This window comes from Nonomuraea sp. NPDC050383, assembly GCF_044459125.1.
In the GTDB taxonomy this organism is placed as follows: Bacteria; Actinomycetota; Actinomycetes; order Streptosporangiales; family Streptosporangiaceae; genus Nonomuraea.
Genome location: NZ_JBITIP010000001.1, coordinates 61,691 through 85,747, shown reverse-complemented (window position 1 = coordinate 85,747; position 24,057 = coordinate 61,691). Strand labels below are relative to the sequence as shown.

The window sequence follows — 24,057 nt, the reverse complement described above, 5'->3', positions numbered from 1 at the left end:
GCCCGCCCGTAGCATGAGCGTCTCAACCGAGACCACGTGTCCTCCCGTCCCCACCACCGGCTGACTGCCGGAGATACGCCAGTGCGCTCATGGCGCGAGGTGTCGACGGGCGAGAGAGAGGCGGCGGGGCCATGCCCGGGGTGCTGGTGCTGATGGGGTCCGGCGAGACGAGCCCGACCATGGTGGAGGTCCACCGGTCCGTGGCGCGGCGCCTCCCGGCGGGGGCACGGGCCGTGCTGCTCGACACGCCGTACGCGTTCCAGGAGAACAGCGCCGACATCAGCGCCCGCGCCCGCCGTTACTTCGCCCGCAGCGTCGGCCTCGAGGTGCGGGTCGCCGACGGCGTCGCGGGCGCCGACTGGGTGTTCTCCGGGCCGGGCAGCCCCACGTACGCGCTGGACCGCTGGAGCGAGGGGCCCGTGGGCGGCGACCTGCGGGCCCGCGTCCGGGCCCGGCAGGGAGCGACGGTCCTCGCCTCGGCGGCGGCCTGCACGGCCGGGGTGGCGACGGTCCCCGTGTACGAGATCTACAAGGTCGGGGCGGAGCCCCATTGGCGGCCGGGGCTCGACCTGCTGGAGCCGCTCGGGCTGCGGGTGGTCGTGATCCCGCACTTCGACAACGCCGAGGGCGGCACCCACGACACCCGCTACTGCTACCTGGGGGAGCGGCGGCTGTCGCGCATGGAGCGGGAGCTGCCGCCGGGCACCGCCGTCCTCGGCCTCGACGAGCACACCGCGGTGCTCGTGGACCTCGACGCCGGGGAGGTGGAGGTGGCGGGCCGCGGCGGCCTGACCGTCCGCAGGCCGGGCTCGCGGGCCGTGCTGCCGGCCGGCACCCGCGTCACCCTGGCCGAGCTACGCCGTCTCACCGAGGGCGGGGGCGACCGCCGGGGCGACGGCACGGGCCGGGGCGAGGGCGGCGGCGAGGGCGAGAACGGGGGCGGCGGCGAGGGCGGAGCCGGGGGTGCGGGCCGGACGGGCGCCGCGCCGCTCCCGCTCGCCGTTCCGAAGGTCGTCCAGGTGACGCTGGAGGAGGCGATCCGCGCGTGCGAGGGTCGCTTCCGGGACGCGGTGGCCGCGTCCGACCTGACGGCCGCGGCGCGGGCCGTGCTCGACCTGGAGGCCGACCTGGTCAAGTGGTCGGCCGACACCGAGGAAGATGAGGGAGGCGTCGGCCAGGCCCGCGACCTCATGCGGCTGCTCATCGCCCGGCTGGGGGAGTCGGCGTCGGAGGCCGGCGTGCGCCGGCTGGTGGAGCCGCTGCTGGCACTGCGCGACGAGCTGCGCCGGACCGGCCGCTACGCCGACGCCGACACGCTCAGGGAGGCGATGGGCCGGGGCGGCGTCCTGGTCGAGGACACCCCTGACGGTCCCCGCTGGACCACCCGCCCCGGCTCACTCGGCTCACCGCCCTGACCGGACGGCTGGCGTCACCGCCCTCACGGACGGCCCGCCTCACCGACCCGGCCGTCCCGGCTCACCGTCGTTGACCCGGCCGTCCCGGCTCACCGTCGTTGATCCGACCGTCCCGGCTCACCGTCGTGGACGGGACCGTCCCGGCTGGCAGGAGCTCGCGGGTGGGGTCACCACTCGTCGCCGCCGCCTTCGTCGTCGCTCTCGAAGACCTCCTCGACGGCCTCGCTCACGAGGTAGCCGCCGACGAGGCCCGCCGCGCCCGCCGCCGCCACCGCGCCGAGACCCGCCCCGCCGCCGTGGTGCCCCCCATGGTGGTGATCGCCGTAGTGACCACCGTGGTGCTCGCCGTGATGCCCGGCGCCGTGCCCGTAGCCGTGGCCCGCGTGCTGCGCCAGGCCGCCGAGCCAGCGGTCGATCTCGCTCGCCCAGTCCATGCCCAGCGCCTCGTCGTGCCCCACCCGGAAGCGCCCGATGGCGTCGCCCGAGCCGCCGAACCGGCCGCTGCGCTTGTCCGCCTCCAGGATCACCTCCAGCCCGTGGGCGTCGGCGACGAACGTCAGCTCCACCTCGCCGACCTGCCCGGCGTGCCGGGGCGGCGGGTAGAACTCGATCTCCTGGTAGAACGGCAGCTCCTGCCGCACCCCGTACAGCTGCCCGACCTCTACGTCCGCGGACCGGAACTGGAAGCCCAGCTCCAGGAGCGCCCGCAGCACCCGCAGCTGCGACGGCAGCGGCTCCACCGAGACCGGGTCGAGGTCGCCCTTGTCGACGGCCTTGGCGATGGCCAGCTCGGTGCGCACGCCCACGGCCATGCCGGTCAGGGGCTGCCCGTCGACCTCGTTGAGCGGCGTCTCCCACGGCAGCGTGATCTGGAACGGGATCGTCCGCTGCTCCTTCTCCGCCAGCCGGAACGGGCCGGACACCTGGACGCGGTGGAACTCCGCCAGCCCGCTCGCCTCACCCTCGCCGCCCTCGATCTCGACCCCGGCGACCAGGCCGAGCGTGACGTGCTCGATGTCGGCGTCGAAGTCGCCGCCGGCGAGCCGTACCTCGCCGCTCAGCGTCCCGCCCGGCCGGGCGAGCGGCGTCGCGAGGACGGTGTCCACCGAGGGCGCGCCCACGCCGAGAGCGCCGAGCATGCGTTTGAAGACCACGGGTTGCACTCCTGTCGATCAGACCGATGACTGATGTCCACCAGCAAACGATCACCGCCGGGCTGTGGTTCCGGAACGCGCGGCGCGAGATTATCAGGCCGCGCTCGTGTTCGCCGGGTGATTGCGCGACGACGATCCGTATCGGCTGGGGCGGGTCAGCCGGCGCGGGTCAGCCCCAGGAGCGCGGAGGCCGAGGAGGCGGAGGGCAGGTCACGGGCCGCCGCCAGCAGCTCCTCCACCGCGTCCGCCCGCAGCGCCCGCCCGGCGTTCGAACGGAACTTGACCTCCAGCTCCTCCCGCGTCAGCGGCCGCTCCGGCCCGCCGCGCGAGGAGTCCACCCGGTGCTCCACCGTGGAGCCGTTCCGCAGCCGGACCCTCAGCACCGCCGCGAACGAGCGCGGGAACAGCTCCGAGGCCCGCTCGTCCGCCACGCAGCGCACGCGCGCCGCGAGCGCGAGCGCGGCCGGGTCGAGGGCGGCGAAGTCGTCCAGGTCCAGCCCGAGCCCGCCGCCTCCGAGCAGCGCCGCGGCCACCGTGTACGGGCCGGAGAACTTCGCGTGGTACGCCGAGCGCGGCCGGGCCTTCTCCTCCGGCGGCTCGGCGATGGTGCGCAGCACCGGGGCCGCCACCCCCAGCTCGGCCGCCGCCACGTCCTCAGGTGACAGTCCGGCCGCCCGCAGCGCCAGCGCGCAGTCCACGGCCGGATGGGTGAAATGGTTGGCCGGGTACGGCTTGTACACGGTGCGCGGCAGCTCCCACCGCTCGCCGAGGCCCGACAGCAGCGCCTCCGCGTCGTACCGGCCGTCCAGCCACGCCTGGAAGAACCCGAACCGTCCCTCCAGCACGGTCGGCGGGCCCGTCACGCCTTCGAGCGCGAGCACCGCGGCCGACACGCCGGCGTGCGCCGCCCACCCGCAGTGGGCCCGCTTGACCGTGCCGCCCGTCCGGTTCGCCTCGATGAGCCCGGAGCCCATGCTGGCCGCCACCCCGGCCGCGTGCGCGACGCCCTCCGCAGGCAGCCCGAACAGCAGCCCGGCCGCCACGGCCGCCCCCAGCGTCCCGCAGATCGACGTGGCGTGCTGGCCCCGCTCGAAGAACAGCGAGGTGCGCGTCTCGGGCAGGTAGGAGGCCATGCCGAGGCGGGCGCACACCTCGATCCCCGCGGCCACGGCGCTCACCAGGGCGGAGCCGCTCGCCCCGGTCGCCTCGGCGGCGGCCAGCGCGGCCGGCACCACCGAGGCGCTGGGGTGCAGCACCGACGGCAGGTGCGTGTCGTCGTAGTCCAGCGAGTGCGCCAGCGTGCCGTTGACCAGCGCCGCCGACGGGGCGGGCAGGCGGTGGCCGTCGCCGATCACGGTCGCCTCCGCGGTCCCGCCCCACCGGCGCACCGCCCGCAGCACGGCCGGTCCGGCGTCGCCGGCCGGGTCGGCGTACGCGGCGAGGCAGTTGCCCAGCACGTCGAGCACCCGGCCCGTCACGTCGTCGCGCACCGTGTCCGGCACGCCCCGGTCCCGGCAGCCGGCCGCGAAGGCCGCCAGCCGCTCCACGTGGGTGGGCATCGTGTCCTCCATCGCGCTAGCCGAGGACGGCGAGCGGGCGGACCGGCGCGCCGGTGGCCCCCGCGATCGGCAACGGGTTCAGCACCAGCAGGAACTCGCGCGCCCCCGAGTCCAGCAGCTCGCCCAGCCGCATGGTCTCCACGATGTTGACGCCCGACTCCACCAGCATGATCCGGTGGACCGGCAGCGTGGCGTGCCCGCGGCCCGGCGGCACGTGCTCGAAGGCGATGGTCTCGCCGCCGACCACCCTCGGCCGGCGCGCGGCCAGCCAGCGCGCCGCCTCCACCCCTGGCCCGGGCGCGCCGTCCCGCGCGCCGGTGAAGTCCGTCCCCGACGGGCCGCCGCCGGGCCCGGACGACCCCGACGGACTGGCGCCCGGCCCGGACGACCCCGACGGACCGGCGCCCGGCCCGGAAGGCCCTGACGGGCCGGCGCCGGGCCCGGAAGGCCAGAGTCGTGACCAGCCGGTGCCGATCAGGAGGGCGTCGCCCGCGCGGAGCTCCAGCCCGGCGGCGGCCCGTTCCAGGTCGCCGGCCGTGACCTCGTACCCGGCCGGCAGCGTCGGCACCCCGTGGACCGCGGCCACGTCCAGCAGCACGCACCGGCCCACGTACGGCTCGAACGCGTCGATGCCCAGCTCGCCGAACCCCTCGTGCGTCATGACCTCGGCCACGGGTCGCCCGCCGTGCAGCAGGCCGTCCTGGGAGACGTGCGCGAGCGCGTCCACGTGGGTGCCGACGTGGCCGCCCGTCACGATGATCTCGTTGGCGGCCGAGCCGCCTCCGGGCCGCACGACGTCGCCGTGCCTGCGCTCCAGCGTCATCCGGAACGGCGGATGGTTCGGGGACTGCGGCATGCCCTTGCGCATCGGCTGTGCCAGGTCCAGCACGCGTGCCCCGTCGAGGGCCTTCCAGAGCGACATCTCGGGCACTCCCCGGATCGGCGGGATGAAGGGGGGAAGGGGTGACGGTCAGCGGCGGGGCGGGTCGATGCGGGCGCCGTCCAACGTGAAGATCATCAGGCGGGTGGGGTCCACGGCGACCTTGGCGGCGTCGCCGGCCCGCCACGCCGGGCGGCCGCCGACGCGGACGATGAGGTCGGCCCGCCGATGGACGCCGCTGCCGGGGTGCTGGCCGGCCTGCTCGTGCTCCTGCCGCTCCTCCTCCTGCCCGAACATCCGCTTGACGAACGTGCCGAGCCGCCCCGGGGCGTTCGGGCGGCCCTTGGCGCGGGCACGGGGGTCCGGCGGCTCCGGCACGGGCACGGCGGGCATGCCGCACTCGATGTAGGCGAGCCACTCGTGGCCGTGGTACTCCAGCGCCCGGACCCGCCCGAAGAACGACGGCCCGTCGTACGACTCGGGCACCGGCGCCAGCCCGTCGGGCCGCATGCCGACCAGCACCTGGCCGCCGGTGTGCTGGGAGATGGCGTAGGCCCTGGGATCGCTCCACGGGATGATCAGCCGGTGCGGCCCGAAGTCGAGCATGACGTACTCGTTCTGCGGGGTGCGGACCGTCGCGGAGAGCAGGTTGAGCTGCTGGGAGTTGAGGAACGCGGCCACGAACGCCGTCGCCGGGTCGTTGTAGATCTGCGAGGGGGTGCCGACGTCCTGCAGGACCCCGCGGTTCATGATGGCGATGCGGTCGGCCAGCGTCAGCGCCTCGATCTGGTCGTGCGTGACGTAGATGGTGGTGACGCCGAGCGACCTGACCAGCGCCGAGATCTCCATGCGCAGCTCGGTGCGCATACCGGCGTCGAGGTTCGACAGGGGCTCGTCCATGAGGAACAGCTTGGGCTGGCGGACGATGGCCCGGCCCATCGCGACCCGCTGGCGCTGGCCGCCGGATAGGGTGCCGGGGCGGCGGTCGAGGGTCTCGTCGATGTGCAGCGCCTTGGACAGCTCGGTGACGCGCTGGCGGACGAGTGCCGGATCGGACTTGGCGATCTCCAGCGGGAACGAGATGTTGCCGCGGACCGTGCGGTGGGGGTAGAGGGCGCCGTTCTGGAACACCATGGCGACGTCCCGCTCGCGGGGGGCGAGATGGTTGGCGAGCTGGCCGTCGAGCCACAGGTCGCCCTGGGTGATCTCCTCAAGACCCGCGATCATGCGTAACAGCGTGGACTTGCCGCAGCCGGAGGGGCCGAGAAGGACGAGGAACTCGCCGTTTTCGGCCTGCAGGCTCAATCGGTCGACCGCCAGGTGGTCACCCGGGTACACCTTGGTCACGTTGTCGAGTACGACCGAGCTCATGGGCCCACACCTTGCGCACGTGTCACCTGTGACGGGGCTGATGGAAGAGGTAGTACATCGCGCCTCAACCCCGATGTCCACCCTTCATCTGAAACATCTCTCACAAACGTGATTTCAGGCTGTGTTTCGGTCCAGAGAACCTGGAGCCCCTGGTCGTCCGCGTATGCGAGATCGCTCGAAAGTCTGGAAGTGCTTGCGGAAATTTGCGGAAACGCTTTCAGGGTGGGGGCCGAACAGAGGTAAAGTGACGGCCATGAACGGTCACGCCCGCCTCGCCGACATCGCCGCCCAGGCCGGGGTGAGCGAGGCCACGGTCAGCCGGGTGCTCAACGGCAAGCCGGGCGTCTCGGCCGCCACCCGCCAGGCCGTGATGACCGCGCTCGACCTCATGGGCTACGAGCGCCCGCCGCGGCTGCGGCAGCGCAGCAACGGCCTGGTCGGCCTGGTCACCCCCGAGCTCGACAATCCGATCTTCCCGGCGTTCGCCCAGGCCGTGGAGAAGGCGCTCACCCAGCACGGCTACACGCCCGTGCTGTGCACGCAGCTGCCCGGCGGGGCGCCCGAGGACGAGTTCACCGAGTTGCTGGTGGACCGGGGCGTGAGCGGCATCGTGTTCGTGTCCGGCCTGCACGCCGACACCACCGCCCGCATGGACCGCTACACCCGGCTCACCGACCGCGGGCTGCCGATCGTGCTCGTCGACGGCTACAGCGAGCGCATCGAGGCCCCGTTCATCTCGCCCGACGACCGGCTGGCCGTGCGCCTGGCCGTGCAGCACCTCGTCGACCTCGGGCACGAGCGGATCGGGCTGGCCCTCGGGCCGCGCCGGTTCGTCCCCGTCATCCGGAAGATCGAGGGATTCCGTCAGGCCATGGCCCAGCTCCTCGGCGTCACCGGTGTCGACGACCTCATCGCCGACTCGCTGTTCTCCGTCGAGGGCGGCCAGGCCGCGGCCACCCAGCTGCTCGCCCGCGGCTGCACCGGCATCGTGTGCGCCAGCGACCTCATGGCGCTCGGCGCGATCCGCGCCTGCCGCGAGAAGGGGCTGGCCGTGCCGGGGGAGGTGTCGGTGGTCGGCTTCGACGACTCGCCGCTCATCGCGTTCACCGACCCGCCGCTCACGACCGTGCGCAAACCCATCGGCGCGATGGCCTCCGCCGCCGTGCAGACGCTGCTCGAAGAGGTGAACGGCGCGCCGGCCAAGCACGTCGAGCTGATCTTCCGCCCGGAGCTCGTCGTGCGCGGCTCCACCGGCTCCGGCCCCCGGGTCAGCCGGTGACGCCCCCGCGGGAGAAGACCCCGGGCAAGCCCCATGACGTGCTCGTGCTGGGCGGGTCGGGCGTCGACGCCACGGTCTACGTCCCCGAGCTGCCCCTGCCGTACGCCGACACCTACGGGGTGCCGCCCATCCAGGAGCGGATCGGCAACACCGGCGCCGGCGTGGCGCTCGGCTGCGCCGCCCTCGGCCTGTCGGTGGCGTTCGCCGACCTCGTCGGCGACGACTCGCAGGGGGCGCTCATCCGCGACGCGCTCGCCGGCGTCGACGCCTTCTGGGGCCGCGCCGCCGCCGGCACGCGCCGCAGCGTGCTGCTCGTCGGCCCCGACGGCCGCCGCACCTCGCTGCACGACCCGCGCGACACGCCGGGCGAGCGGCTGCCGCGCGAGCTCTACGCCGGCGTGCGCGCCCGCCACGCGCACGTCTCGATCACCGGCTACTGCCGCGACGTGTACGACGACCTCGACGGCATGCCCGTCTCCACCGACCTGCACGACTGGGACGGCGTCAACGACCACCACCGGGAGTTCGCCCACCGCTCCGACCTGGTGTTCATGTCGGCCGCCGCGCTGGACTCGCCCGAGCGCGTGATGCGCGACATCCTCCGCCTGGGCCGCGCCGAGCTGGTCGTCTGCACGCGCGGCGCGGACGGCTGCCTGGTGCTGCCGCGCGGCGGCGACCTGCGCGCCTTCCCCGCCACCCCGCTGCCCGGCCCGGTGGCCGACAGCAACGGCGCGGGCGACGCGTTCGTCTCCGGCTTCCTGTACGGCCGGCTGGGCGGAGCGGCGCTGGAGGAGTGCGTGCGGCTCGGCTCGCTGGCCGGGGCCCACGCCTGCACGGTGCCCGGCACCCATGAGGCGCCGATCACCGAGGCCGCGCTGCTCCGCGCGGCCTCGGCCGCCTGACAGGGCTACGCGAGGGGGAGGCGGGCCACCCCCGTCATGGTCGGCGTGGGGATGAACGTCACCGGGTCCTCCGGATCGGTGCGCAGCGGGTCGAGCCGGTCGAGCAGGATGTTCAGGGCGACCCGTCCCTCCAGCCGGGCCAGCGGAGCGCCCAGGCAGAAGTGGATGCCGCGGCCGAAGGCGAGATGCGGGTTGGGGTCACGGCCGGGGTCGAACACGCCGGGGTCGGCGAACTGCCGGGGGTCCCTGTTGGCGGCCCCGAGCCACACCATGACGAGCTGGTCGGCCGGTATCGTCACGCCGCCCAGCTCGGTCTCGCGGGTGGTGGAGCGGCCGAGGGCGGCGAACGGGGGCATCAGGCGCAGGGACTCCTCGATGACGGCCGGGACCGACGCGCGGTCGGCCCGTACCTTGGCCTGCTGCTCGGGGAAGGCGTCGAGGCAGAGCACGGTGTTGCCGAGCAGCATGGTCGTGGTGATGTGCCCGGCGAGCAGCAGGATGATCGCGAAGTTGACCACCTGGTCGTCGGGGAGGTGCTCGCCGTCCACCTCGGCCTCGACCAGCCTGGTGAGCAGGTCGGCGCGTGGCCGGCGGCGGCGCTCCTCGGCGTGGCCGGCGAGGTAGGCGGACATCTCCTTCCACGGCTTGAGCGTGGCCTGGACGTCCGCGTTCTGCTCCTCGACGGGCTCGGTGAGGGAGATCGTGGTGTCGCGCTGGAAGAGCGCGTCGGCCCACTGCTTGAACAGGGCGCGGTCGCCGCTGGGCACGCCCAGGAGCTCGGCGATGACGATGACGGGCAGCGGGTAGGCCAGGTCGGTCACGAGCTCCAGCCGTCCGCGCTCCCGCGCCGCGTCGAGCAGCTCATGGGTGAGGGCGGCGATCCTGGGTTCGAGGTCCGCGACGACCTTGCGGGTGAAGGCGCTGCTGACCAGCTTGCGCAGCTTGCCGTGCTCCGGGGGGTCGATCTGGGTGATGAAGCCGTTCAGCGAGAACTCCTCGCTGTCCGGCATCAGCCCCTTGGGGAGCACCCGCATGGTGTCGGAGGAGAACGTCGTGGGGTCGCCGAGGATGTCGTGGGCCTCCGGGTAGCCGTAGACGTTCCACATGCCGGTGCGGGCGTCGTACTCCACCGGTTGGCCCGATCGCGGCCCGCGCAGCCAGAAGTGCTGCTCGGGGATGTCGTACCGTTCGACGATGTCGGTCATCGCCTCTCCCTCCGTGTCAGGTCGGCTCTGCGCGGTACTCCTGCCAGCGCTGGAGCATCTCGTCCGCGTCACGCTCGGTGAAGGCGAAGAACTCCCGGGTCTCCGCCAGCCGGGCCCGCTGCTCGGGCCGGTCCTCGCCGACGAGCGACAGCCCTAGGTCCAGGGCCTCGACGCCGAGGTGCACCCCGGCGAGCTGGACCTTCAGGACGTGCGCCCATCCGCCGTGGGCCACCTGGTAGCGGTGCTCGCGCCCCGGTGCGGGGACGCGCTCGATCATCCCGCCCGCCTCCAGCTGCCTGGCGACCGTGCTGACGGCCGTCTTGCTCACCCCGAGCCGGGCGGCCAGCTCGGTCAGCGACTGGTGCGGCGGATCACAGATCATCAGCCACGCGTACAGCCGGCCCATGGTGCGGGTCCCGCCGATGCGCTCCATGACCAGCCCCATCCGGTCGATGAACTCGCCTTCCCGTGGATCCATCGTGGCACCACCGGCAACATCGTCATATACGTACTTGACGAACTCTACGCGCGTCCTCGTTTCCGGACTCCGACCTTGTGACGGGCGCCGAACGGGACAGATGCCCGTCACGCTCCGGCGCGCGCGGCGTCCGGGGCTCGGTTTCCACCTCGTACGTTACGCACTCTCAGGTGCCTACTTCCTCTCAGAGAGTGCCGCTCCTACGGTGGTGTGCGGCGGGAGGTCCGCCACCAGAGTGAGAGGGAGAGATCGCATGCGTGCTGTCGTCATCCGCGCCTTCGGCGGCCCGGAGGTGCTGGAGATCGCCGACCTGCCGGTGCCGTCGGTGGGGGAGGGGCAGGTACGGATCAGGGTCGAGGCGGCGACCGTCAACCCCGTCGACGCGGCCACCCGGTCGGGCGCCCTCACCGAGGCGGGGCTGCTGCCGGAGCGCGACCTGATCGGCATCGGCTGGGACGTGGCCGGGACCGTCGAGGAGACCGGCCCGGGCGTCACCGGGCTGGCGCCGGGGGACCGCGTGGTGGGGCTGTCGGACCGGCTCGACGTGCCGCTCGGGACCCAGGCCGAGCAGGTGGTGCTCGACGCGGACGTCGTGAGCCGGGCGCCGTCCGGGGTGAGCGCGGTGGAGGCGGCGACGTTGCCGCTCAACGGGCTGACCGCCGTGCAGGCCCTCGACCGGCTCGGCCTGGCCCCCGGCGAGACGCTGCTGGTGACGGGCGCGGCGGGGGCGGTGGGCGGGTTCGCCGTCCAGCTCGCCGCCGCGCGGGGCCTGCGGGTCGTCGCCGTCGCCGGGGCCGCGGACGAGCCCCTGGTACGGGAGCTGGGCGCGGAGCTGTTCGTGCCCCGTACCGCCCGGCTCGGCGAGGCCGTACGGGCTCTGGTGCCCGGCGGCGTCCACGGCGCCCTGGACGCGGCCGTGACCGGGGCGGCGGCGCTCGACGCGGTCCGTTCCCGCGGCTCCTTCGCCGCGGTGGTCGCGGGCGGCGCCCCGGTGCCGCTCCGGGGGACGCGCGTGTTCACCCACTGGATCACGGCGGACGGGGCGCGGCTGGCGGACCTGGTCGAGCTGGTGGAGCAGGGGACGCTCACGCTCAGGGTCGCGGAGACCCTGCCGCTGGAGCAGGCGGCCGAGGCCCACCGCCGCCTGGCCAAGGGCGGCCTGCGCGGCCGCCTCGTCCTCGTCCCCTGATCCTGGCCCGGTCCGGGGGCGCGCTCGGGCGGTCAGCCGCCCAGGGTGAGGCGGACGCCGTGGCTCAGGCCGGAGTCGTGCAGCTCCAGCGCGGCCGGGCCGGCGCCCTTGGGCAGCTCGAACACCAGCGCCCCGCTGAACGACTGGCCCGGCCCGATGCGCACCGGAGTGATCTCCGTGCCCGCCTTGTCGAGCAGCCGGGTGCCGCCGTGGGGGACGTCGTCCTCGTCGCACAGCTTCTGCTGCCCCGGGTACAGGACGCGGGCCTCCTGGCCGATGTTGTCCACCTTCACCGAGACCGTACAGGTGCGCAGCTTGGCGGACTTGGCGGCTTTGGGGCACTTGGTGCCGGTCACCGCGAACCGCAGCCTGCCGTCCTGCGCCGGCCCGTCCACGCTGCCCACGGCGGGGTCCCGCGTCATCCAGGCGATCAACGCGACCAGCACCACGAGCAGCACCAGGGCGATCACCACGGCGGTCAGGCAGCCGGTGAACGTGCCACGCCGGGGCCTGCCGGGCGGGGGCATCGTGGAGGGCGGCAGCGGGCCCGGCCCGGTGAGCCCGGACGGAGGCCCCTGACCGGGCGGCGGCCCCTGCACGGTACGCCCGCGCGCTCCGGGCCCGTGCGACGACGGGCCGTGCGGTCCACCCGGTCCGCCAGGTCCATGCGATGACGGGCCGCGTGTTCCGGGTCCGTGTGACGGCGGGTTCTGCGGTCCGGGTCCGTGTGACGGCGGGTTCTGCGGTCCGGGTCCGTGTGACGGCGCCTGGGCGGCCGGTCCTGGCCGGCCGGGGAGCGGCCCCTGGCCGGTGTGGGGGTGCGGCGGCTGCTGGAGGGACCCGGACGGCATGGGCGGCTGCCCCGGCGGGGGAAGCGGCACCTGACCGGTCTGGTGGGCCTGCGGGGGCAGCGGCACCTGGCCCGTCTGGTGGGCCTGCGGGGGCCGGCCGCCCGTGGACGAGGACGGCCCCGGCTGGGCGGGCGGCGCGGCCGGGGGCGCCTGCGGGCCGGGCGGGGGAACGGGCGGGCGTCCGGGGGCGCTGCGGGGGGACTGCGACAACGGCGGGAGATCCGCCGGGTCCCACGTGGTGGTGAGGTGGCGCGTGGCCGCGAGCTGCGCCGCCGGCTCGTCCGCCGCCCCGACCAGCTCCAGCAGCAACTGCCGGGCCGGGGGCCGGCGCGCCGGATCGGGGTGGATGGCCGCGGCCACCAGCCGGTCGAGCGGCGCGGGCAGCCCCCGGAGGTCGGGCGGCGCGGTGCGGGCGCGGGCGGCCATCACGTACGCGTCGCCCTCGCCGAACGGGTGCCCGCCGAGTCCCGCGTACGCGATGAGCGACCCCCACGCGAACACGTCGCCCGCCGGGCTGGTCTTCCCCTCGAACACCTGCTCCGGAGCGATCCAGCCGGGCGTGCCCATGACCATCCCGGCATTGGTGTGGCGGGAGGACAGGTGCGCCGAGCGGGCCAGCCCGAAGTCGATCACCCGGGGTCCGGCGAGCGTCAGCATGACGTTGGCCGGTTTGAGGTCGCGGTGGACGAGGCCCGCCGCGTGGATGGCGGTCAGCGCCGCGGCGACGCCCACGGCGGCCGAGTGGAGCACGGACGGCGACAGCGCTCCGTGCTCGATGAGGTGGTCCTCCAGGGAGATGCCGTCGATGTACTCGGTGACGAGGTACAGGACGCCGCCGTCCTCGCCGTGGTCGAGCACCCGGGCGGTGCAGAACGAGGCGACCTTGCGCGCGTTGGACACCTCTTCGTGGAAACGCGCCCGGTAGACCGGGTCGGCGGCGTAGTCGCGGCGGATCGCCTTGAGCGCCACCCGCGCGCCGTCGGCGGCCCTGGCCAGGTAGACGGTGCCCATCCCGCCCGACCCCAGCCGGCTGACCAGCTCGTAGGGGCCGACCGCCGGGGGGTCCTCGGGTGTCAGCGGGGTGCCCGCGGAGCGATCCTGCAGCCCCAACGTCGCTGTCCTCTCGCCGTCGTCATCCCGCCGTCTCGACCGGCCGGGCCATCGCCCGGCATGCCCTTTTCCACCCCAGACTCTAACGGAGGAAGACGCCCTCCGGTGGCGGCGTGACGGCCTCGCCCGCCATCGCCTTCCCCGCCCCCATACGGCATGGGGGCGGGGAAGGGCGCGGACAGCGGCCCTTCCCGGGGCGGCCGGCTCCCGGGGCGGTCAGCGGAGGGCGGCGGCCTCGGCGGCGAGCGCCTCGACGCGGGCCCAGTCGCCCGTCGCCAGCGCGTCGGCCGGGGTGAGCCAGGTGCCGCCGACGCAGCCGACGTTCGGCAGCGCGAGGTAGTCGGCCGCCGTCTCCGGCCGGATCCCGCCCGTCGGGCAGAACCGCACGTCCGGCAGCGGCCCCGCCAGCGACTTCAGGTACGGCCGGCCGCCCGCGGCCTCGGCGGGGAAGAACTTCAGCTCCTTCAGCCCCCGCTCGGCCAGCGCCATGACCTCCGACGCCGTGGCCGCCCCCGCCAGGAACGGAGCGCCGCCCGCCAGCATCGCGTCCACCAGCGACGGCGTGGCCCCGGGCGAGACCAGGAACGACGCGCCCGCCTTCAGCGAAGCCTCGACGTCGGCGGCCGTCCGCACCGTGCCCGCGCCCACCACGGCGCCGGGCACCTCGGCGGCGATCCGGGCGATCGCCTCCAGTGCCACCTTCGTGCGCAGCGTCACCTCGATGACCGGCAGGCCGCCGGAGACCAGCGCCCGCGCCAGCGGCACGGCGGTCTCCACGTCGTCGATCACCACGACGGGGATCACGGGGGCGAGGTCGAGCAGGCTCGTCATCTGCAACTCTTCTCCTTGCCGGCCACCGGGGCCGTCGTCCATCTCGTCGGCCCAGAAGGCCGTTGCACGTTGTCCGGCCGGGGCGAGCCGTGCGCCCAGGCTACTGAGTCCCCGGGAGGCGGGTCCGCGCGGCCACCGCCGTCCCTCAGCCCGGCAGCGGCGCCGGCTCCACCGGGGCGACGGGCAGCGCGGTCGTCATGGCGGGCAGGTCCTCCGCCCACTCCGAGGAGCCACGGGCGGCGCGCGAGGCGAGGCGGTCCAGCCAGGCCGCGGCCCCGGTCAGCGCCGGTTGCGGGGCGACGATGAGGGACGTCGCGATGGCCGACAGGTAGTCCGCCATGTCCGGGTTCGTGGCGAAGCGCGTGCGGAACGGACCCGTACGGACCCGCTCCGCGATCCGCGGCAGCACCCCGCCGCCGAGGTACACCCCGCCCCGCGCGCCCAGCGTCAGCGCGACGTTGGCCGCGAACGTCCCCAGCAGACCGCAGAACACCTCGACCGTCTCCGCGCACAACGCGTCGTCCGCCCGCGCCACGATCCCCGACGCCGTGTCCTCGGCCGCGGCCACGCCGCGGACGTCGGCCAGCGCCCGGTGCAGCCGCACCAGCCCGGGACCCGACAGGACGTGCTCGGCCACCACCTGGCCGCCGGGGCCGCCCGGCACGTGCCGGCGCGTGAGCGCCCGCAGCACCTCCAGCTCACGCTCGTCCTGTACGGGCAGCGTCACGTGCCCGCCCTCGCCCGGGACGGGGACCCAGCCGCCGTCCACCGGCACGAGCCCGGCCACGCCGAGCCCGGTGCCGGGACCGAGCACCGCCTTCATCCCGTACGCCGGGGCGTTCGCCCCGGATGCCGGGGCGGGGCCGCCCAGCGGGACCAGGTCGTCGCCCTCCAGGTGCGGCAGCGACACGGCCAGCGCCTCGAAGTCGTTGAGCAGCGCCACCTCCGGCACACCGAGGTCGCGGGCCGAGCCGGACCAGGGCAGGTTCGTCAGCGCGTAGCGGTCGCCGTCCACGGGACCGGCCAGGGCGAGGCAGGCCGCGCCCGGCCGCGCGCCGTCCGCGTGGTCGGCGAGGTAGGCGGCCACGGCCTCGGGCAGGCCCCGGTGCTCGGCCCCCGCGAGCACGGCGACGTGCGAGGGCCGCGCTCCGGGCGAGGTCACCAGGCCGAACCGGGCGTTGGTGCCGCCGATGTCGGCGACCAGCCACGGGAAGGCGAACCCGCTCACCGCCCGGCCCTCCGAACCCGTCCGAGGCGCCCCGCCTTGCCGAACCGTCCGAACCCGTTCACCTGCGGGCTCCGGCGCCCACCTGGGCCGGGTCGGCGAGGCCGGTCTCCAGGTGGGAGGCGCCCGCCTCCGCCGGGAAGCCCAGCCCGGGGCCGTGGTGCGGCGACTCGGCGCCGCTGATGCCGAAGATCCCGGCGCCCTGCTCGGCGTGCCCCGCCATGCGGCGGAACGTCGCGAACAGCTCGCGGCCCGTGCCGACCCACTCCGCGTCGCTGAGCGGCCGGCCGCCCGGCGTGCGCCGGGCCAGCTCCTCGGCCGGGACCCGCAGCTCCAGCGTCCCGGCCGCCGAGTCCAGCCTGATCACGTCGCCGTCGCGGACGAGCGCGATCGGGCCGCCGTCGGCCGCCTCCGGCGACAGGTGGATGGCCGCGGGCACCTTGCCGGACGCGCCGGACATGCGCCCGTCGGTGACGATCGCGACCCGCTGCCCGCGGTCGAGCAGCACGGCCATCGGCGGCGTGAGCTTGTGCAGCTCCGGCATGCCGTTGGCGCTCGGCCCCTGGTAGCGGAGGACGGCGACGAAGTCCTGCCCGTCCAGCTCGCCCGCCTCGAACGCGCGCAGCAGGTCGAGCTGGTCGTCGAAGACCTTGGCCGGGGCCTCGATCACCAGGTGCTCCGGCTTGACGGCCGACACCTTGCTCACCGCCCGGCCGAGGTTGCCCTCGAGCATGTGGATGCCGCCGTCGGCGGAGAACGGCTCGGAGACGGGACGCAGCACGTCCAGGTCCTTGCTGCCGCCGGTGACCTCGGACCAGACCAGCGCGCCGTCCTCCAGCGCCGGGGCGGAGCGGTAGTGGCTCAGCCCCCGCCCGGCGACCGTCAGGACGTCCTCGTGCAGCAGGCCCGCGTCGAGCAGGTCGCCGATGAGCACCTGCATGCCGCCGGCGTCGCGGAAGTGGTTCACGTCCGCCTGGCCGTTCGGGTAGATGCGGGTGAGCGACGGCACGACCTCCGACAGGCGGGCCAGGTCGTCCCAGGTGAGCACGATGCCCGCGGCGGCGGCCATGGCCACCAGGTGCAGGGTGTGGTTGGTGGAGCCGCCGGTGGCCAGCAGCGCGACGCAGGCGTTCACGATGGCCTTCTCGTCCACCAGCTCGCCGAGCGGCGTGTACTCGGAGCCGTGCGCGGTGATCTCCACGGCACGGCGGCCGGCCGCCTCGGTCAGCGCGTGCCGCAGCTCGGTGTGCGGGTTGACGAACGTCGAACCCGGCAGGTGCAGGCCCATGACCTCCATCAGCGCCTGGTTGGAGTTGGCGGTGCCGTAGAAGGTGCAGGTGCCGGGGGAGTGGTAGGACTTCGCCTCGGCGTCGAGCAGCTCGACGCGGCCCACCTTGCCCTCGGCGAACAGCTGCCGGGTGCGGGCCTTCACCTTGTTCGGCAGCCCGGAGGTCATGGGGCCGGCCGGCACGAAGATCGCGGGCAGGTGCCCGAAGTGCAGCGCGCCGATGAACAGGCCCGGCACGATCTTGTCGCAGACGCCCAGCAGCAGCGTCGCGTCGAACATGTCGTGCGACAGCGCGATCGCGGTCGCCATGGCGATCACGTCCCGGCTGTAGAGCGACAGCTCCATGCCGGCCCGGCCCTGCGTGATGCCGTCGCACATGGCCGGCACGCCGCCCGCCACCTGCGCCACGCCGCCGGCCCGCCGCACCGCCGCCTTCAGCTCCGGCGGGTACGTCTCGTACGGCTGGTGAGCCGACAGCATGTCGTTGTAGCTGGTCACGATGGCCACGCCGGGCTTGGCGGCGCCCATGAGGGCCGGCTTGTCCTCGGCGGGCGCGGCGGCGAAGCCGTGCGCCAGGTTCGCGCACCCCAGGTGCGCGCGGGCCGGGCCCTTGGCGCGGGCGGCCTCGCCGGCGCGCCGGATCCGGTCCAGGTAGACGCTGCGGCTCCCGCGGCTGCGCTCGGTGATCCTGTCCGTGATCTCCTGGATGACGGGGTTCATGGACACTCCTTCGTCGGCCGTGCGGCCACTGCCGGTGCTGTCGGGTTCTGGGCAGGCGGTGTGAGAGGTAAGGGGGCGGCGGCGGTCACGACTCGTCCTCGTGCCAGGCCCGGCCGCTGCGGGCGAGCATCTCGTGGGCGCCCGCGGGGCCGGTCGAGCCCGCCGCGTACGGCTCGGGCAGCTCGCCCGACGCCTCCCACGCGGCGAGGATCGGGTCGATCCACCGCCAGGCGGCCTCCACCTCGTCGCGCCGCATGAACAGCGTCGGGTTGCCGGCCAGCACGTCCATGAGCAGCCGCTCGTACGCCTCGGGCACCCGCGCGGTGAACGTCTCGCCGAAGCTGAGGCTCAGCGGCACCGGCTTGAGCGTCACCTCGCCCGCGCCCGGCTCCTTGGCCATGATGTGCAGCTGGATGCCCTCCTCGGGCTGGAGCCGCAGGACGAGGCGGTTGGGCGTGCCGCCGGGGAAGATCGAGTGCGGGACGTCCTTGAACTGGACGACGATCTCCGACACACGGCGCGGCAGCCGCTTGCCGGTGCGCAGGTAGAACGGCACCCCGGCCCAGCGCCAGTTGCGGATCTCGGCGCGGATCGCGGTGAACGTCTCGACCCGGCGCGACTCCTCGGTGGGCGGGGTGGAGGCGGGCTCGTCCAGGTAGCCGGGCATGTCGCCGCTCTCGACGTACTGGCCGCGCACGGTGAACCGCTCGACCTCGCCGCCGGTGATGGGCCGCAGCGCCTGCAGCACCTTGACCTTCTCGTCGCGGATCGCCTCGCGGTCGTTGCGCGCGGGCGGCTCCATCGCGGTCAGGCAGAGGAGCTGGAGCAGGTGGTTCTGCACCATGTCGCGCAGAGCGCCCGCGTGGTCGTAGTAGCCGCGGCGGCCGGGCGTGCCGACGGTCTCAGCGGCGGTGATCTGGACGTGGTCGATCCACAGCGAGTTCCAGATCGGCTCCAGGAACGCGTTGGCGAAGCGGAGCACGAGCAGGTTCTGCACGGTCTCCTTGCCCAGGTAGTGGTCGATGCGGAAGATCTGCCGCTCGTCGAAGATGGCGCCGACCTCGTCGTTGATGCGCTGCGCGCTGACCAGGTCGTGGCCGAGGGGCTTCTCCAGCACCACGCGGGAGCGGGGCGTCACCAGGCCGGCGGCGGCCAGCTCGCGGCAGAACGCGCCGAACGTCCGGGGCGGGCTGGCCAGGTAGAACACCCGGTCGCGGTCCTCGTGCCCGGCCAGCAGGGCGGCCAGCGCGCCCCACCCCGACCGGTCGGAGCCCCCGTCCACGGCCTGGCCGCCGCCCACGTCGATCGACACGTGGTGCAGGCGGCCCAGGAAGCGGCGCCACACCTCGGCGTCGCCGCCGGGGATCCGGTCGCGTACCTCGGCGTCCACCTTGCCGCGGAAGTCCGCGTCGGTCAGCCCGCCGCGGGACATCGCGATGATGCGCGTCCCGGGCGCGAGCCGGCCCTCCCGGTCGCCGTGGTACAGCGCGGGAAGCAGCTTGCGCATGGACAGGTCGCCGGTGCCGCCGAAGACCACGAGGTCGGCGGTGTGCGCGGTCTCGGGCGCGCCGGACGCTGATGTGCCGGAGGCGGATGTGCCGGAAGACGAGCTCATGGGGGACACGACGAGGAACTCCGTTGATCTACCAAGAAGGACAGAACGGACACTAGCCAGAGTTTGGTTCGTAGACAAGCAGAGTTTTGGCATGTGAGATGAAAAAGTTGCGACTTTTCATTACGTAACCTCCTGTGATTCACTTGGCCGATGCCTCGACGTACCGCCGCTACCCTCGCCACGAGTGGCGAGGTGCTGCGCCTCATCCGCTCGGGTGAGGCGGTGACGCGGGCCGATCTCGGCCGGGTGACCGGCCTGTCGCGCCCCGCGGTCCAGTTGCGCGTCGCCGAGCTGATCGAGCGCGGTCTCGTGGTGGAGCGGGCCGACGCGCCCTCCACCGGGGGGCGGCCCCCCGTGCGGCTGGAGTTCAACGCCGCGGGCGGGGTGGTGCTGGTGGCCGCGCTGGGCGCCAGCCGCACCCGCGTCGCCGTGTGCGACCTCGCCGGCCGCGAGCTGACCGGCCGGGACTTCGCCATCGACGTCGAGCAGGGCCCCGACGTGGTGCTGCCGCTGCTCCTCGACACCTGGGAGGACCTGCTCGGCGACCGGCCGCGCGAGGACGTCAAAGGAGTCGGCATGGGCGTGCCGGCCACGGTCGAGTTCGCTCGTGGCCGCACCGAGAGCGCGCGGGTGATGGCGTCGTGGACCGGCGTGCTCATCCCGCCCATCGTCCGCGAGCGGTTCCCGGTGCCCGTGCTCGTCGACAACGACGTGAACGTGCTGGCCATCGGCGAGCACCGCGGCGTCTACCCCGACCTCGACGACCTGATGTTCGTCAAGGTGTCCACGCGGATCGGCGCCGGCGTCATCGCGGGCGGCGGGATCCTGCGCGGCGCGCTCGGCGCGGCCGGCGAGATCGGGCACATCCCCGTCCGCGACGGCGGCGGCGTCCTGTGCCGCTGCGGCAACGTCGACTGCGTCGACTCGGTGGCGAGCGGAACGGCGCTGCTGCGCCAGCTGCGGACGGCCGGCAAGGACGTCAAGACGATCGCCGACGTGACCGCGCTCGTGCGGGCCGGGGACGCCGAGACGATGGCCATGGTCCGCGAGGCCGGGCGGCGCATCGGCGAGGTCCTGGCCGGCGCGGTGAACATCCTCAACCCGTCCGTGGTGGTGCTGGGCGGCGACGTGGCGGAGGCGTTCGGGCCGCTCGTGTCGAGCATCCGGGAGGTCGTCTACCGGCGCTCCACGGCCCTGGCCACGCGGCGCCTGCGCATCGAGCCGAGCCGCATGGGCTGGGGAGCGGGCATCAGCGGCTGCGCGGTGATGGTGCTGGAGAGCGTCCTGTCACCGGACGCCATCGACGAGAGCCTCGACCTGCGCCCCTCCTGACACCCGCCACCCGGGAACGGCGGCGCAGCTCAGTCCGCGGCGCCGCCGTCGCCCAGGCCGTTCCCGTTCCCGTTGCTGTTGCCATTGCCGGTGCCACTGCTGACGCCGTGGCCCGGGCGCCTGCTGTGGCCGGGCGGGGTGCGGCCGGCGGGGTGGGCGGGGGCGTTCGGGACGACGTCCGTGGGCGTGGGCGTGACCGGGGCCGCCGGGGCGGGGCTGGCGGCTCCCGGCCGCCAGGAGCGGGCGGGGGTCACCGACGCCTCACCCGGCCGCACGGGCGGCGCGGTCGTGGCGCCGCGCCGCGGAGCCGGTGTGTCCTCCACCGTGCGGGGCGAGCGAGTGGCCGTGGGCCGGGCCGTCGCGGTGGGAAGCGGCGACGGCACGGCCGCCGGCGTGGGCGCGTGGTGGCCGGGGCGCGTCACCGGGGCGCTGGCCGTCGTGACCCGGGTGGCCCCGGCCCTGGCGGGCTCCGCACGCCGCTCGCCGCCGTCCGGCAGACTGACCGGGGACAGCGAGGCGCCGCCGAGCTCTCCCAGACCGAGGATCGCCGCCGCGCTCAGCATCACCACGCCGGTCAGCACACCGGCGGTCATCAGGACACGTCTGCGCGGCTCGGTCTCGGTCACAGCCGCAGATGATAGTGAGTGCCGGGCGGGGGTCGGACCGCCCCGCGACAATCGTGATCAAGATGGTGATCGCCGCGGGCGGCTCAGCACGTGCACATCAGCCCGCGCAGCGCGGCCTCCAGGTCCTGGCCGGTGCCCACCCGGGCCGGCCACGGGAAGCGGACGAGGTCGTCGTCCACGCGGACCGTCGCGCCGTGGCTGTCGAGCTCCCACAGCCACACCTCGCCGCACCCGGCGCCCGCCCCGGGAGCGCCCGTCCCGGCGGCGCCCGAGCGGCCGGAGCAGCCGGGGCGCCCGTCGTGACCGCGGCCCTCGCCCATGAGGGCGGGCTCGTCCAGCAGGGCGGCCACGCCGTTGGCGAGCTGCGCCCGGTGCGCCTCGTTGACGTGGGCGAGGACGCGCTCGGCCGTCTCCGTCAGCGGGTCGGGGCCGGCATCGAGGTACTCGTCGGCGTCCAGCACGCCCGACTCCTGCCCGGTCAGGTACACGACCTGCGCCACGTCGAGCCGCAGCAGCCGCGGCGCGGACGGCTCGCCGTGCCGCTCCAGCGCCGCGAACAGCCCCTCGTCCGCGCTGCGCGCCGCGACCGCGACGGCCGCCGCCCGCGCATCCTCCACCGGTACGGCCTGCGCCCACCCCTGGACCTCCAGCAGCCCGCGCGGGTGCTCGGCCTCACCCAGGCGGCGCGTCGCGGTGAGGTTCACCGCCACCACCGCGTCGTCGCGCAGCCCGTGCAGCGGCTCGCCGGCGCGCACCAGCAGCACCGGGCGGCCCCGCTCGTCCACCCCGCCGGTCGCGGGGGACGGGACGCCGTCGACGGTCACCCGGACCACGGCGGAGGTCGCGGCGAGCGTGCGGACGCGTTCGGCGATGGGCGGCATGGCGGCTCCTTGAGATCAACGTGAATACTAGGTTAGCCTTACCTAAGTAAGGATTACCTAATCACATGAGGTGAACGTGCGCTACACCGGTCCCAAGGTGCGGCTGTCCCGCCGCGCGGGCGTGCCGCTGACCAGGAAGGCCATCCGCTACTTCGAGCAGCGGCCGTACCCGCCCGGCGAGCACGGCCGCAAGACCAACCGCCGCACCACCGGCGACTACGGCCTGCGCCTGCTGGAGAAGCAGAAGCTGCGCTGGTACTACGACGTGTCCGAGCGGCAGCTGCGCCGCTACTGGGACCTGGCCGTGCGCAAGCCCGGCGCGTCCGGCGCGGAGCTCGTCACGCTGCTGGAGACCCGTCTGGCCTCCCTCGTGCTGCGCGCCGGCCTGGCGCCGTCGATCTACGCCGCCCGCCAGTACGTCACACACGGCCACATCGCCGTGGACGGCCGCAAGGTGGACGTCCCCAGCTACCTGGTCAGGCCGGGCCAGGTCGTCTCGGTCCGGGAGCGGTCGCGGCGCATGCAGCCGTTCGTGGCCGCCGCCGAGGGCGTCCACGCCGACGAGCGGATCGCGCCGTACCTGTCCGTGGAGCACGCCGACCTGCGCTTCACGCTGACGGCCCGGCCGGAACGCGAGCAGATCGCGGTTCCGGTGGACGAGCAGCTCGTCGTGGAGTTCTACTCCCGCTGACCCGCCCGGCCGTGCCTCCCGCCCTGTCTCCCGCCGGGTCTCCGGCCGTGTCTCCGGCCGGGGGTCATCGGCCGGGGCCGTCGAGGACGCCGTCGCGGCGCAGGGCGGCGACCTCGCGGCGCAGCGCCGCCAGCTCGTCCAGGATGACGCGGGTGGAGGCCGCCGACTCGTCGCCGAGCCCCTGCAGCTCGGCGCGCTCGGCCGCCGACTCCTCGTCCATCGCGCTCACCACCACCGCCATGAACAGGTTGAGGACGATGAACGTGGAGATCAGAATGAAGGCGGTGAAGAAGATCCAGGCCGTCGGGTGAAGGGTCATCACGTCCCGTGCGATGTTCCCCCAGTCGTCGCCCGTCATGGTCTGGAACAGGGTGAACAGCGAGGAGGGCAGGCTGCCGAAGCGTTCGGGGGCCGCCTGGCCGTACAGTTTGGTGGCCATGACGCCCGCCACGTACAGCACCAGGCCCAGCAGCACCACGATGGAGCTCATCCCCGGCATGGCGCGCAGCAGGGCCGACACGACGCGGCGCAGGCTGGGCACCACCGACAGCAGGCGCAGGGCGCGCAGGATCCGCAGCGACCGCAGCACGGACAGGCCGCCGGTCGCGGGCACCAGGGCGATCGCGACGATCAGCGCGTCGAAGACGTTCCAGGGGTCGCGCAGGAAGCGCGACCGCTCGGCGTAGATCTTGGCGATCAGCTCGGCGACGAAGACGTAGAGGGCGGCGTGGTCGATGGCGGTGAGCGTGGCGCCGTGCCGCGCGGCGACCGCGGGCACGGTCTCCAGGCCGAGGGTGGCGGCGTTGATCAGGATGACGACGACGATGAGCTGCTGGAAACGGCGGCTCGTGACGACGGCGCGGACACGTTCACGCACGGGTGGGGGCTCCTTGACGGTTTCGGGTGCCCCACCATGATGGCGTAGAAGATCACCTGGGCGTGAGCCGGAAGACCCTCAGCTCCCTGCCCGACCTCTCCACGTACCGGTCGTAGAGGGGCCACTGCTCGACCAGCCCCCGCCAGGCCGCCTCGCGCTCCTCGCCGGTCAGCAGCCTCGCCGTGACGGGGATCCGCCGGCCCTTGTACGTGACCGCGGCCTCCGGCTTCTTCATGAGGTTGCCGGTCCAGGCCGGATGGTTCTCGCGGCCGAAGTTGCTGCCGACGACGAGGAAGCCGCCGTCCGGCTCGGGACGGCAGGCGAGCGGCGACTCGCGCAGCCGCCCCGTCTTGGCGCCGGTGGTGGTGAGCACCAGCGACGGCACCACGCGGTCGCTGCTGATCACCTTGCCCCGGGTCAGCCGGTAGAGGGCGCGGTCCAGCTGGGGGACGAACCGGGGGCCGACCTTCAGGAACCAGTCGGTCGAGGCCATCCACTGGGCGAAGGGCTTGAGGACCTGCATCATGCCGTGAGTGTAGCAAGCGCTAGGTCAAATACCGCTCCTCGTGCAGCGTCCG

The 24,057-nt window shown here is 74.4% G+C and carries 21 protein-coding genes; 6 read left to right on the top strand and 15 right to left on the bottom strand.

From position 1 onward, the window contains the following. Positions 1-131: 131 nt before the first annotated feature. Positions 132-1,415, top strand: a complete 1,284-nt coding sequence (locus tag ACIBG4_RS00425; protein WP_397200001.1) for a hypothetical protein — start codon at positions 132-134, stop codon at positions 1,413-1,415. A 167-nt stretch (positions 1,416-1,582) separates the two neighbouring features. Here ACIBG4_RS00425 and ACIBG4_RS00420 read toward each other — a convergent pair whose 3' ends face one another. From ACIBG4_RS00420 to ACIBG4_RS00405, 4 genes are all read right to left on the bottom strand, one after another. Then, positions 1,583-2,569 carry a sporulation protein gene (locus ACIBG4_RS00420; RefSeq protein ID WP_397200000.1) on the bottom strand — a complete coding sequence of 329 codons (987 nt, stop codon included), beginning with the start codon at positions 2,567-2,569 and terminating at the stop codon, positions 1,583-1,585. A 155-nt stretch (positions 2,570-2,724) separates the two neighbouring features. Further along, the gene (locus tag ACIBG4_RS00415; protein ID WP_397199999.1) at positions 2,725-4,128 is read right to left on the bottom strand and encodes an MmgE/PrpD family protein; all 1,404 of its coding nucleotides are present in this window, start codon (positions 4,126-4,128) and stop codon (positions 2,725-2,727) included. A gap of 16 nt (positions 4,129-4,144) precedes the next feature. Further along, positions 4,145-5,050: a cyclase family protein gene (locus ACIBG4_RS00410; protein ID WP_397199998.1), complete on the bottom strand. Its 906-nt coding sequence runs from the start codon at positions 5,048-5,050 to the stop codon at positions 4,145-4,147. Between the two features lie 48 nt (positions 5,051-5,098). Beyond that, complete coding sequence (locus tag ACIBG4_RS00405) at positions 5,099-6,379, bottom strand: ABC transporter ATP-binding protein (RefSeq protein ID WP_397199997.1); 1,281 nt, start codon at positions 6,377-6,379, stop codon at positions 5,099-5,101. Between the two features lie 253 nt (positions 6,380-6,632). Here ACIBG4_RS00405 and ACIBG4_RS00400 point away from each other — a divergent pair, with 253 nt between their 5' ends. Continuing rightward, positions 6,633-7,658: a LacI family DNA-binding transcriptional regulator gene (locus ACIBG4_RS00400; RefSeq protein WP_310712013.1), complete on the top strand. Its 1,026-nt coding sequence runs from the start codon at positions 6,633-6,635 to the stop codon at positions 7,656-7,658. Beyond that, positions 7,655-8,560: a carbohydrate kinase family protein gene (locus ACIBG4_RS00395; protein ID WP_397199996.1), complete on the top strand. Its 906-nt coding sequence runs from the start codon at positions 7,655-7,657 to the stop codon at positions 8,558-8,560. The genes ACIBG4_RS00400 and ACIBG4_RS00395 overlap by 4 nt, the downstream gene beginning before the upstream one ends. Before the next feature lie 5 nt (positions 8,561-8,565). Here the strand turns inward: ACIBG4_RS00395 and ACIBG4_RS00390 are convergent, their stop codons facing one another. Together ACIBG4_RS00390 and ACIBG4_RS00385 are read right to left on the bottom strand one after the other, a co-directional pair. Beyond that, the gene (locus ACIBG4_RS00390) at positions 8,566-9,765 is read right to left on the bottom strand and encodes a cytochrome P450 (RefSeq protein WP_397199995.1); all 1,200 of its coding nucleotides are present in this window, start codon (positions 9,763-9,765) and stop codon (positions 8,566-8,568) included. A 16-nt stretch (positions 9,766-9,781) separates the two neighbouring features. Continuing rightward, positions 9,782-10,243, bottom strand: coding sequence for a MarR family transcriptional regulator (locus ACIBG4_RS00385; protein ID WP_310712017.1), 462 nt, complete (start codon positions 10,241-10,243; stop codon positions 9,782-9,784). A 253-nt stretch (positions 10,244-10,496) separates the two neighbouring features. Between ACIBG4_RS00385 and ACIBG4_RS00380 the strand changes: the two genes are divergently transcribed. Beyond that, positions 10,497-11,432, top strand: a complete 936-nt coding sequence (locus tag ACIBG4_RS00380) for an NADP-dependent oxidoreductase (protein WP_397199994.1) — start codon at positions 10,497-10,499, stop codon at positions 11,430-11,432. A 32-nt stretch (positions 11,433-11,464) separates the two neighbouring features. Here the strand turns inward: ACIBG4_RS00380 and ACIBG4_RS00375 are convergent, their stop codons facing one another. The 5 genes from ACIBG4_RS00375 to zwf all read right to left on the bottom strand — a co-directional run bounded on the left by ACIBG4_RS00375 (position 11,465) and on the right by zwf (position 19,072). Then, on the bottom strand, positions 11,465-13,393 hold the full coding sequence (locus tag ACIBG4_RS00375) for a protein kinase (protein WP_397199993.1): 1,929 nt from the start codon (positions 13,391-13,393) through the stop codon (positions 11,465-11,467). A 216-nt stretch (positions 13,394-13,609) separates the two neighbouring features. Further along, complete coding sequence (gene eda / locus ACIBG4_RS00370) at positions 13,610-14,224, bottom strand: bifunctional 4-hydroxy-2-oxoglutarate aldolase/2-dehydro-3-deoxy-phosphogluconate aldolase (protein ID WP_397199992.1); 615 nt, start codon at positions 14,222-14,224, stop codon at positions 13,610-13,612. A gap of 145 nt (positions 14,225-14,369) precedes the next feature. Next, positions 14,370-15,452 carry a glucokinase gene (locus ACIBG4_RS00365; protein WP_397199991.1) on the bottom strand — a complete coding sequence of 361 codons (1,083 nt, stop codon included), beginning with the start codon at positions 15,450-15,452 and terminating at the stop codon, positions 14,370-14,372. A gap of 58 nt (positions 15,453-15,510) precedes the next feature. After that, positions 15,511-17,457 carry a phosphogluconate dehydratase gene (gene edd / locus ACIBG4_RS00360; protein WP_397199990.1) on the bottom strand — a complete coding sequence of 649 codons (1,947 nt, stop codon included), beginning with the start codon at positions 17,455-17,457 and terminating at the stop codon, positions 15,511-15,513. A gap of 85 nt (positions 17,458-17,542) precedes the next feature. After that, positions 17,543-19,072 (bottom strand): glucose-6-phosphate dehydrogenase, encoded by a 1,530-nt coding sequence (zwf, locus tag ACIBG4_RS00355; RefSeq protein WP_397199989.1) that lies wholly within the window; start codon positions 19,070-19,072, stop codon positions 17,543-17,545. 150 nt (positions 19,073-19,222) lie between these two features. On the opposite strand from zwf, the gene ACIBG4_RS00350 reads away from it, so the two are divergent. Next, positions 19,223-20,404, top strand: a complete 1,182-nt coding sequence (locus ACIBG4_RS00350) for an ROK family transcriptional regulator (RefSeq protein WP_397199988.1) — start codon at positions 19,223-19,225, stop codon at positions 20,402-20,404. Between the two features lie 29 nt (positions 20,405-20,433). Here the strand turns inward: ACIBG4_RS00350 and ACIBG4_RS00345 are convergent, their stop codons facing one another. Then, positions 20,434-21,030 carry a hypothetical protein gene (locus ACIBG4_RS00345; protein WP_397199987.1) on the bottom strand — a complete coding sequence of 199 codons (597 nt, stop codon included), beginning with the start codon at positions 21,028-21,030 and terminating at the stop codon, positions 20,434-20,436. A gap of 83 nt (positions 21,031-21,113) precedes the next feature. Next, positions 21,114-21,911, bottom strand: coding sequence for a DUF2470 domain-containing protein (locus ACIBG4_RS00340; RefSeq protein ID WP_397199986.1), 798 nt, complete (start codon positions 21,909-21,911; stop codon positions 21,114-21,116). Between the two features lie 76 nt (positions 21,912-21,987). Between ACIBG4_RS00340 and rpsD the strand changes: the two genes are divergently transcribed. Beyond that, on the top strand, positions 21,988-22,602 hold the full coding sequence (gene rpsD, locus ACIBG4_RS00335; RefSeq protein WP_397200678.1) for a 30S ribosomal protein S4: 615 nt from the start codon (positions 21,988-21,990) through the stop codon (positions 22,600-22,602). Positions 22,603-22,666: 64 nt separating this feature from the next. On the opposite strand, the gene ACIBG4_RS00330 is transcribed toward rpsD, so the two are convergent. Next, a complete protein-coding gene (locus ACIBG4_RS00330) occupies positions 22,667-23,479 on the bottom strand; it encodes an ion transporter (RefSeq protein WP_310712029.1) in 813 nt (270 codons plus the stop codon). 52 nt (positions 23,480-23,531) lie between these two features. After that, positions 23,532-24,005, bottom strand: a complete 474-nt coding sequence (locus ACIBG4_RS00325; RefSeq protein ID WP_397199985.1) for a nitroreductase family deazaflavin-dependent oxidoreductase — start codon at positions 24,003-24,005, stop codon at positions 23,532-23,534. Positions 24,006-24,057 lie beyond the last annotated feature (52 nt).

Coding starts and splice junctions, on each gene's coding strand:
- ACIBG4_RS00405 (WP_397199997.1), bottom strand. CDS start 6,379: ATGAGCTCGGTCGTACTCGACAACGTGACCAAGGTGTACCCGGGTGAC.
- ACIBG4_RS00340 (WP_397199986.1), bottom strand. CDS start 21,911: ATGCCGCCCATCGCCGAACGCGTCCGCACGCTCGCCGCGACCTCCGCC.
- eda (WP_397199992.1), bottom strand. CDS start 14,224: ATGACGAGCCTGCTCGACCTCGCCCCCGTGATCCCCGTCGTGGTGATC.
- ACIBG4_RS00350 (WP_397199988.1), top strand. CDS start 19,223: ATGCCTCGACGTACCGCCGCTACCCTCGCCACGAGTGGCGAGGTGCTG.
- ACIBG4_RS00400 (WP_310712013.1), top strand. CDS start 6,633: ATGAACGGTCACGCCCGCCTCGCCGACATCGCCGCCCAGGCCGGGGTG.
- ACIBG4_RS00425 (WP_397200001.1), top strand. CDS start 132: ATGCCCGGGGTGCTGGTGCTGATGGGGTCCGGCGAGACGAGCCCGACC.
- ACIBG4_RS00415 (WP_397199999.1), bottom strand. CDS start 4,128: ATGCCCACCCACGTGGAGCGGCTGGCGGCCTTCGCGGCCGGCTGCCGG.
- ACIBG4_RS00325 (WP_397199985.1), bottom strand. CDS start 24,005: ATGATGCAGGTCCTCAAGCCCTTCGCCCAGTGGATGGCCTCGACCGAC.
- ACIBG4_RS00380 (WP_397199994.1), top strand. CDS start 10,497: ATGCGTGCTGTCGTCATCCGCGCCTTCGGCGGCCCGGAGGTGCTGGAG.
- ACIBG4_RS00385 (WP_310712017.1), bottom strand. CDS start 10,243: ATGGATCCACGGGAAGGCGAGTTCATCGACCGGATGGGGCTGGTCATG.
- ACIBG4_RS00390 (WP_397199995.1), bottom strand. CDS start 9,765: ATGACCGACATCGTCGAACGGTACGACATCCCCGAGCAGCACTTCTGG.
- edd (WP_397199990.1), bottom strand. CDS start 17,457: ATGAACCCCGTCATCCAGGAGATCACGGACAGGATCACCGAGCGCAGC.
- ACIBG4_RS00410 (WP_397199998.1), bottom strand. CDS start 5,050: ATGTCGCTCTGGAAGGCCCTCGACGGGGCACGCGTGCTGGACCTGGCA.
- zwf (WP_397199989.1), bottom strand. CDS start 19,072: ATGAGCTCGTCTTCCGGCACATCCGCCTCCGGCACATCAGCGTCCGGC.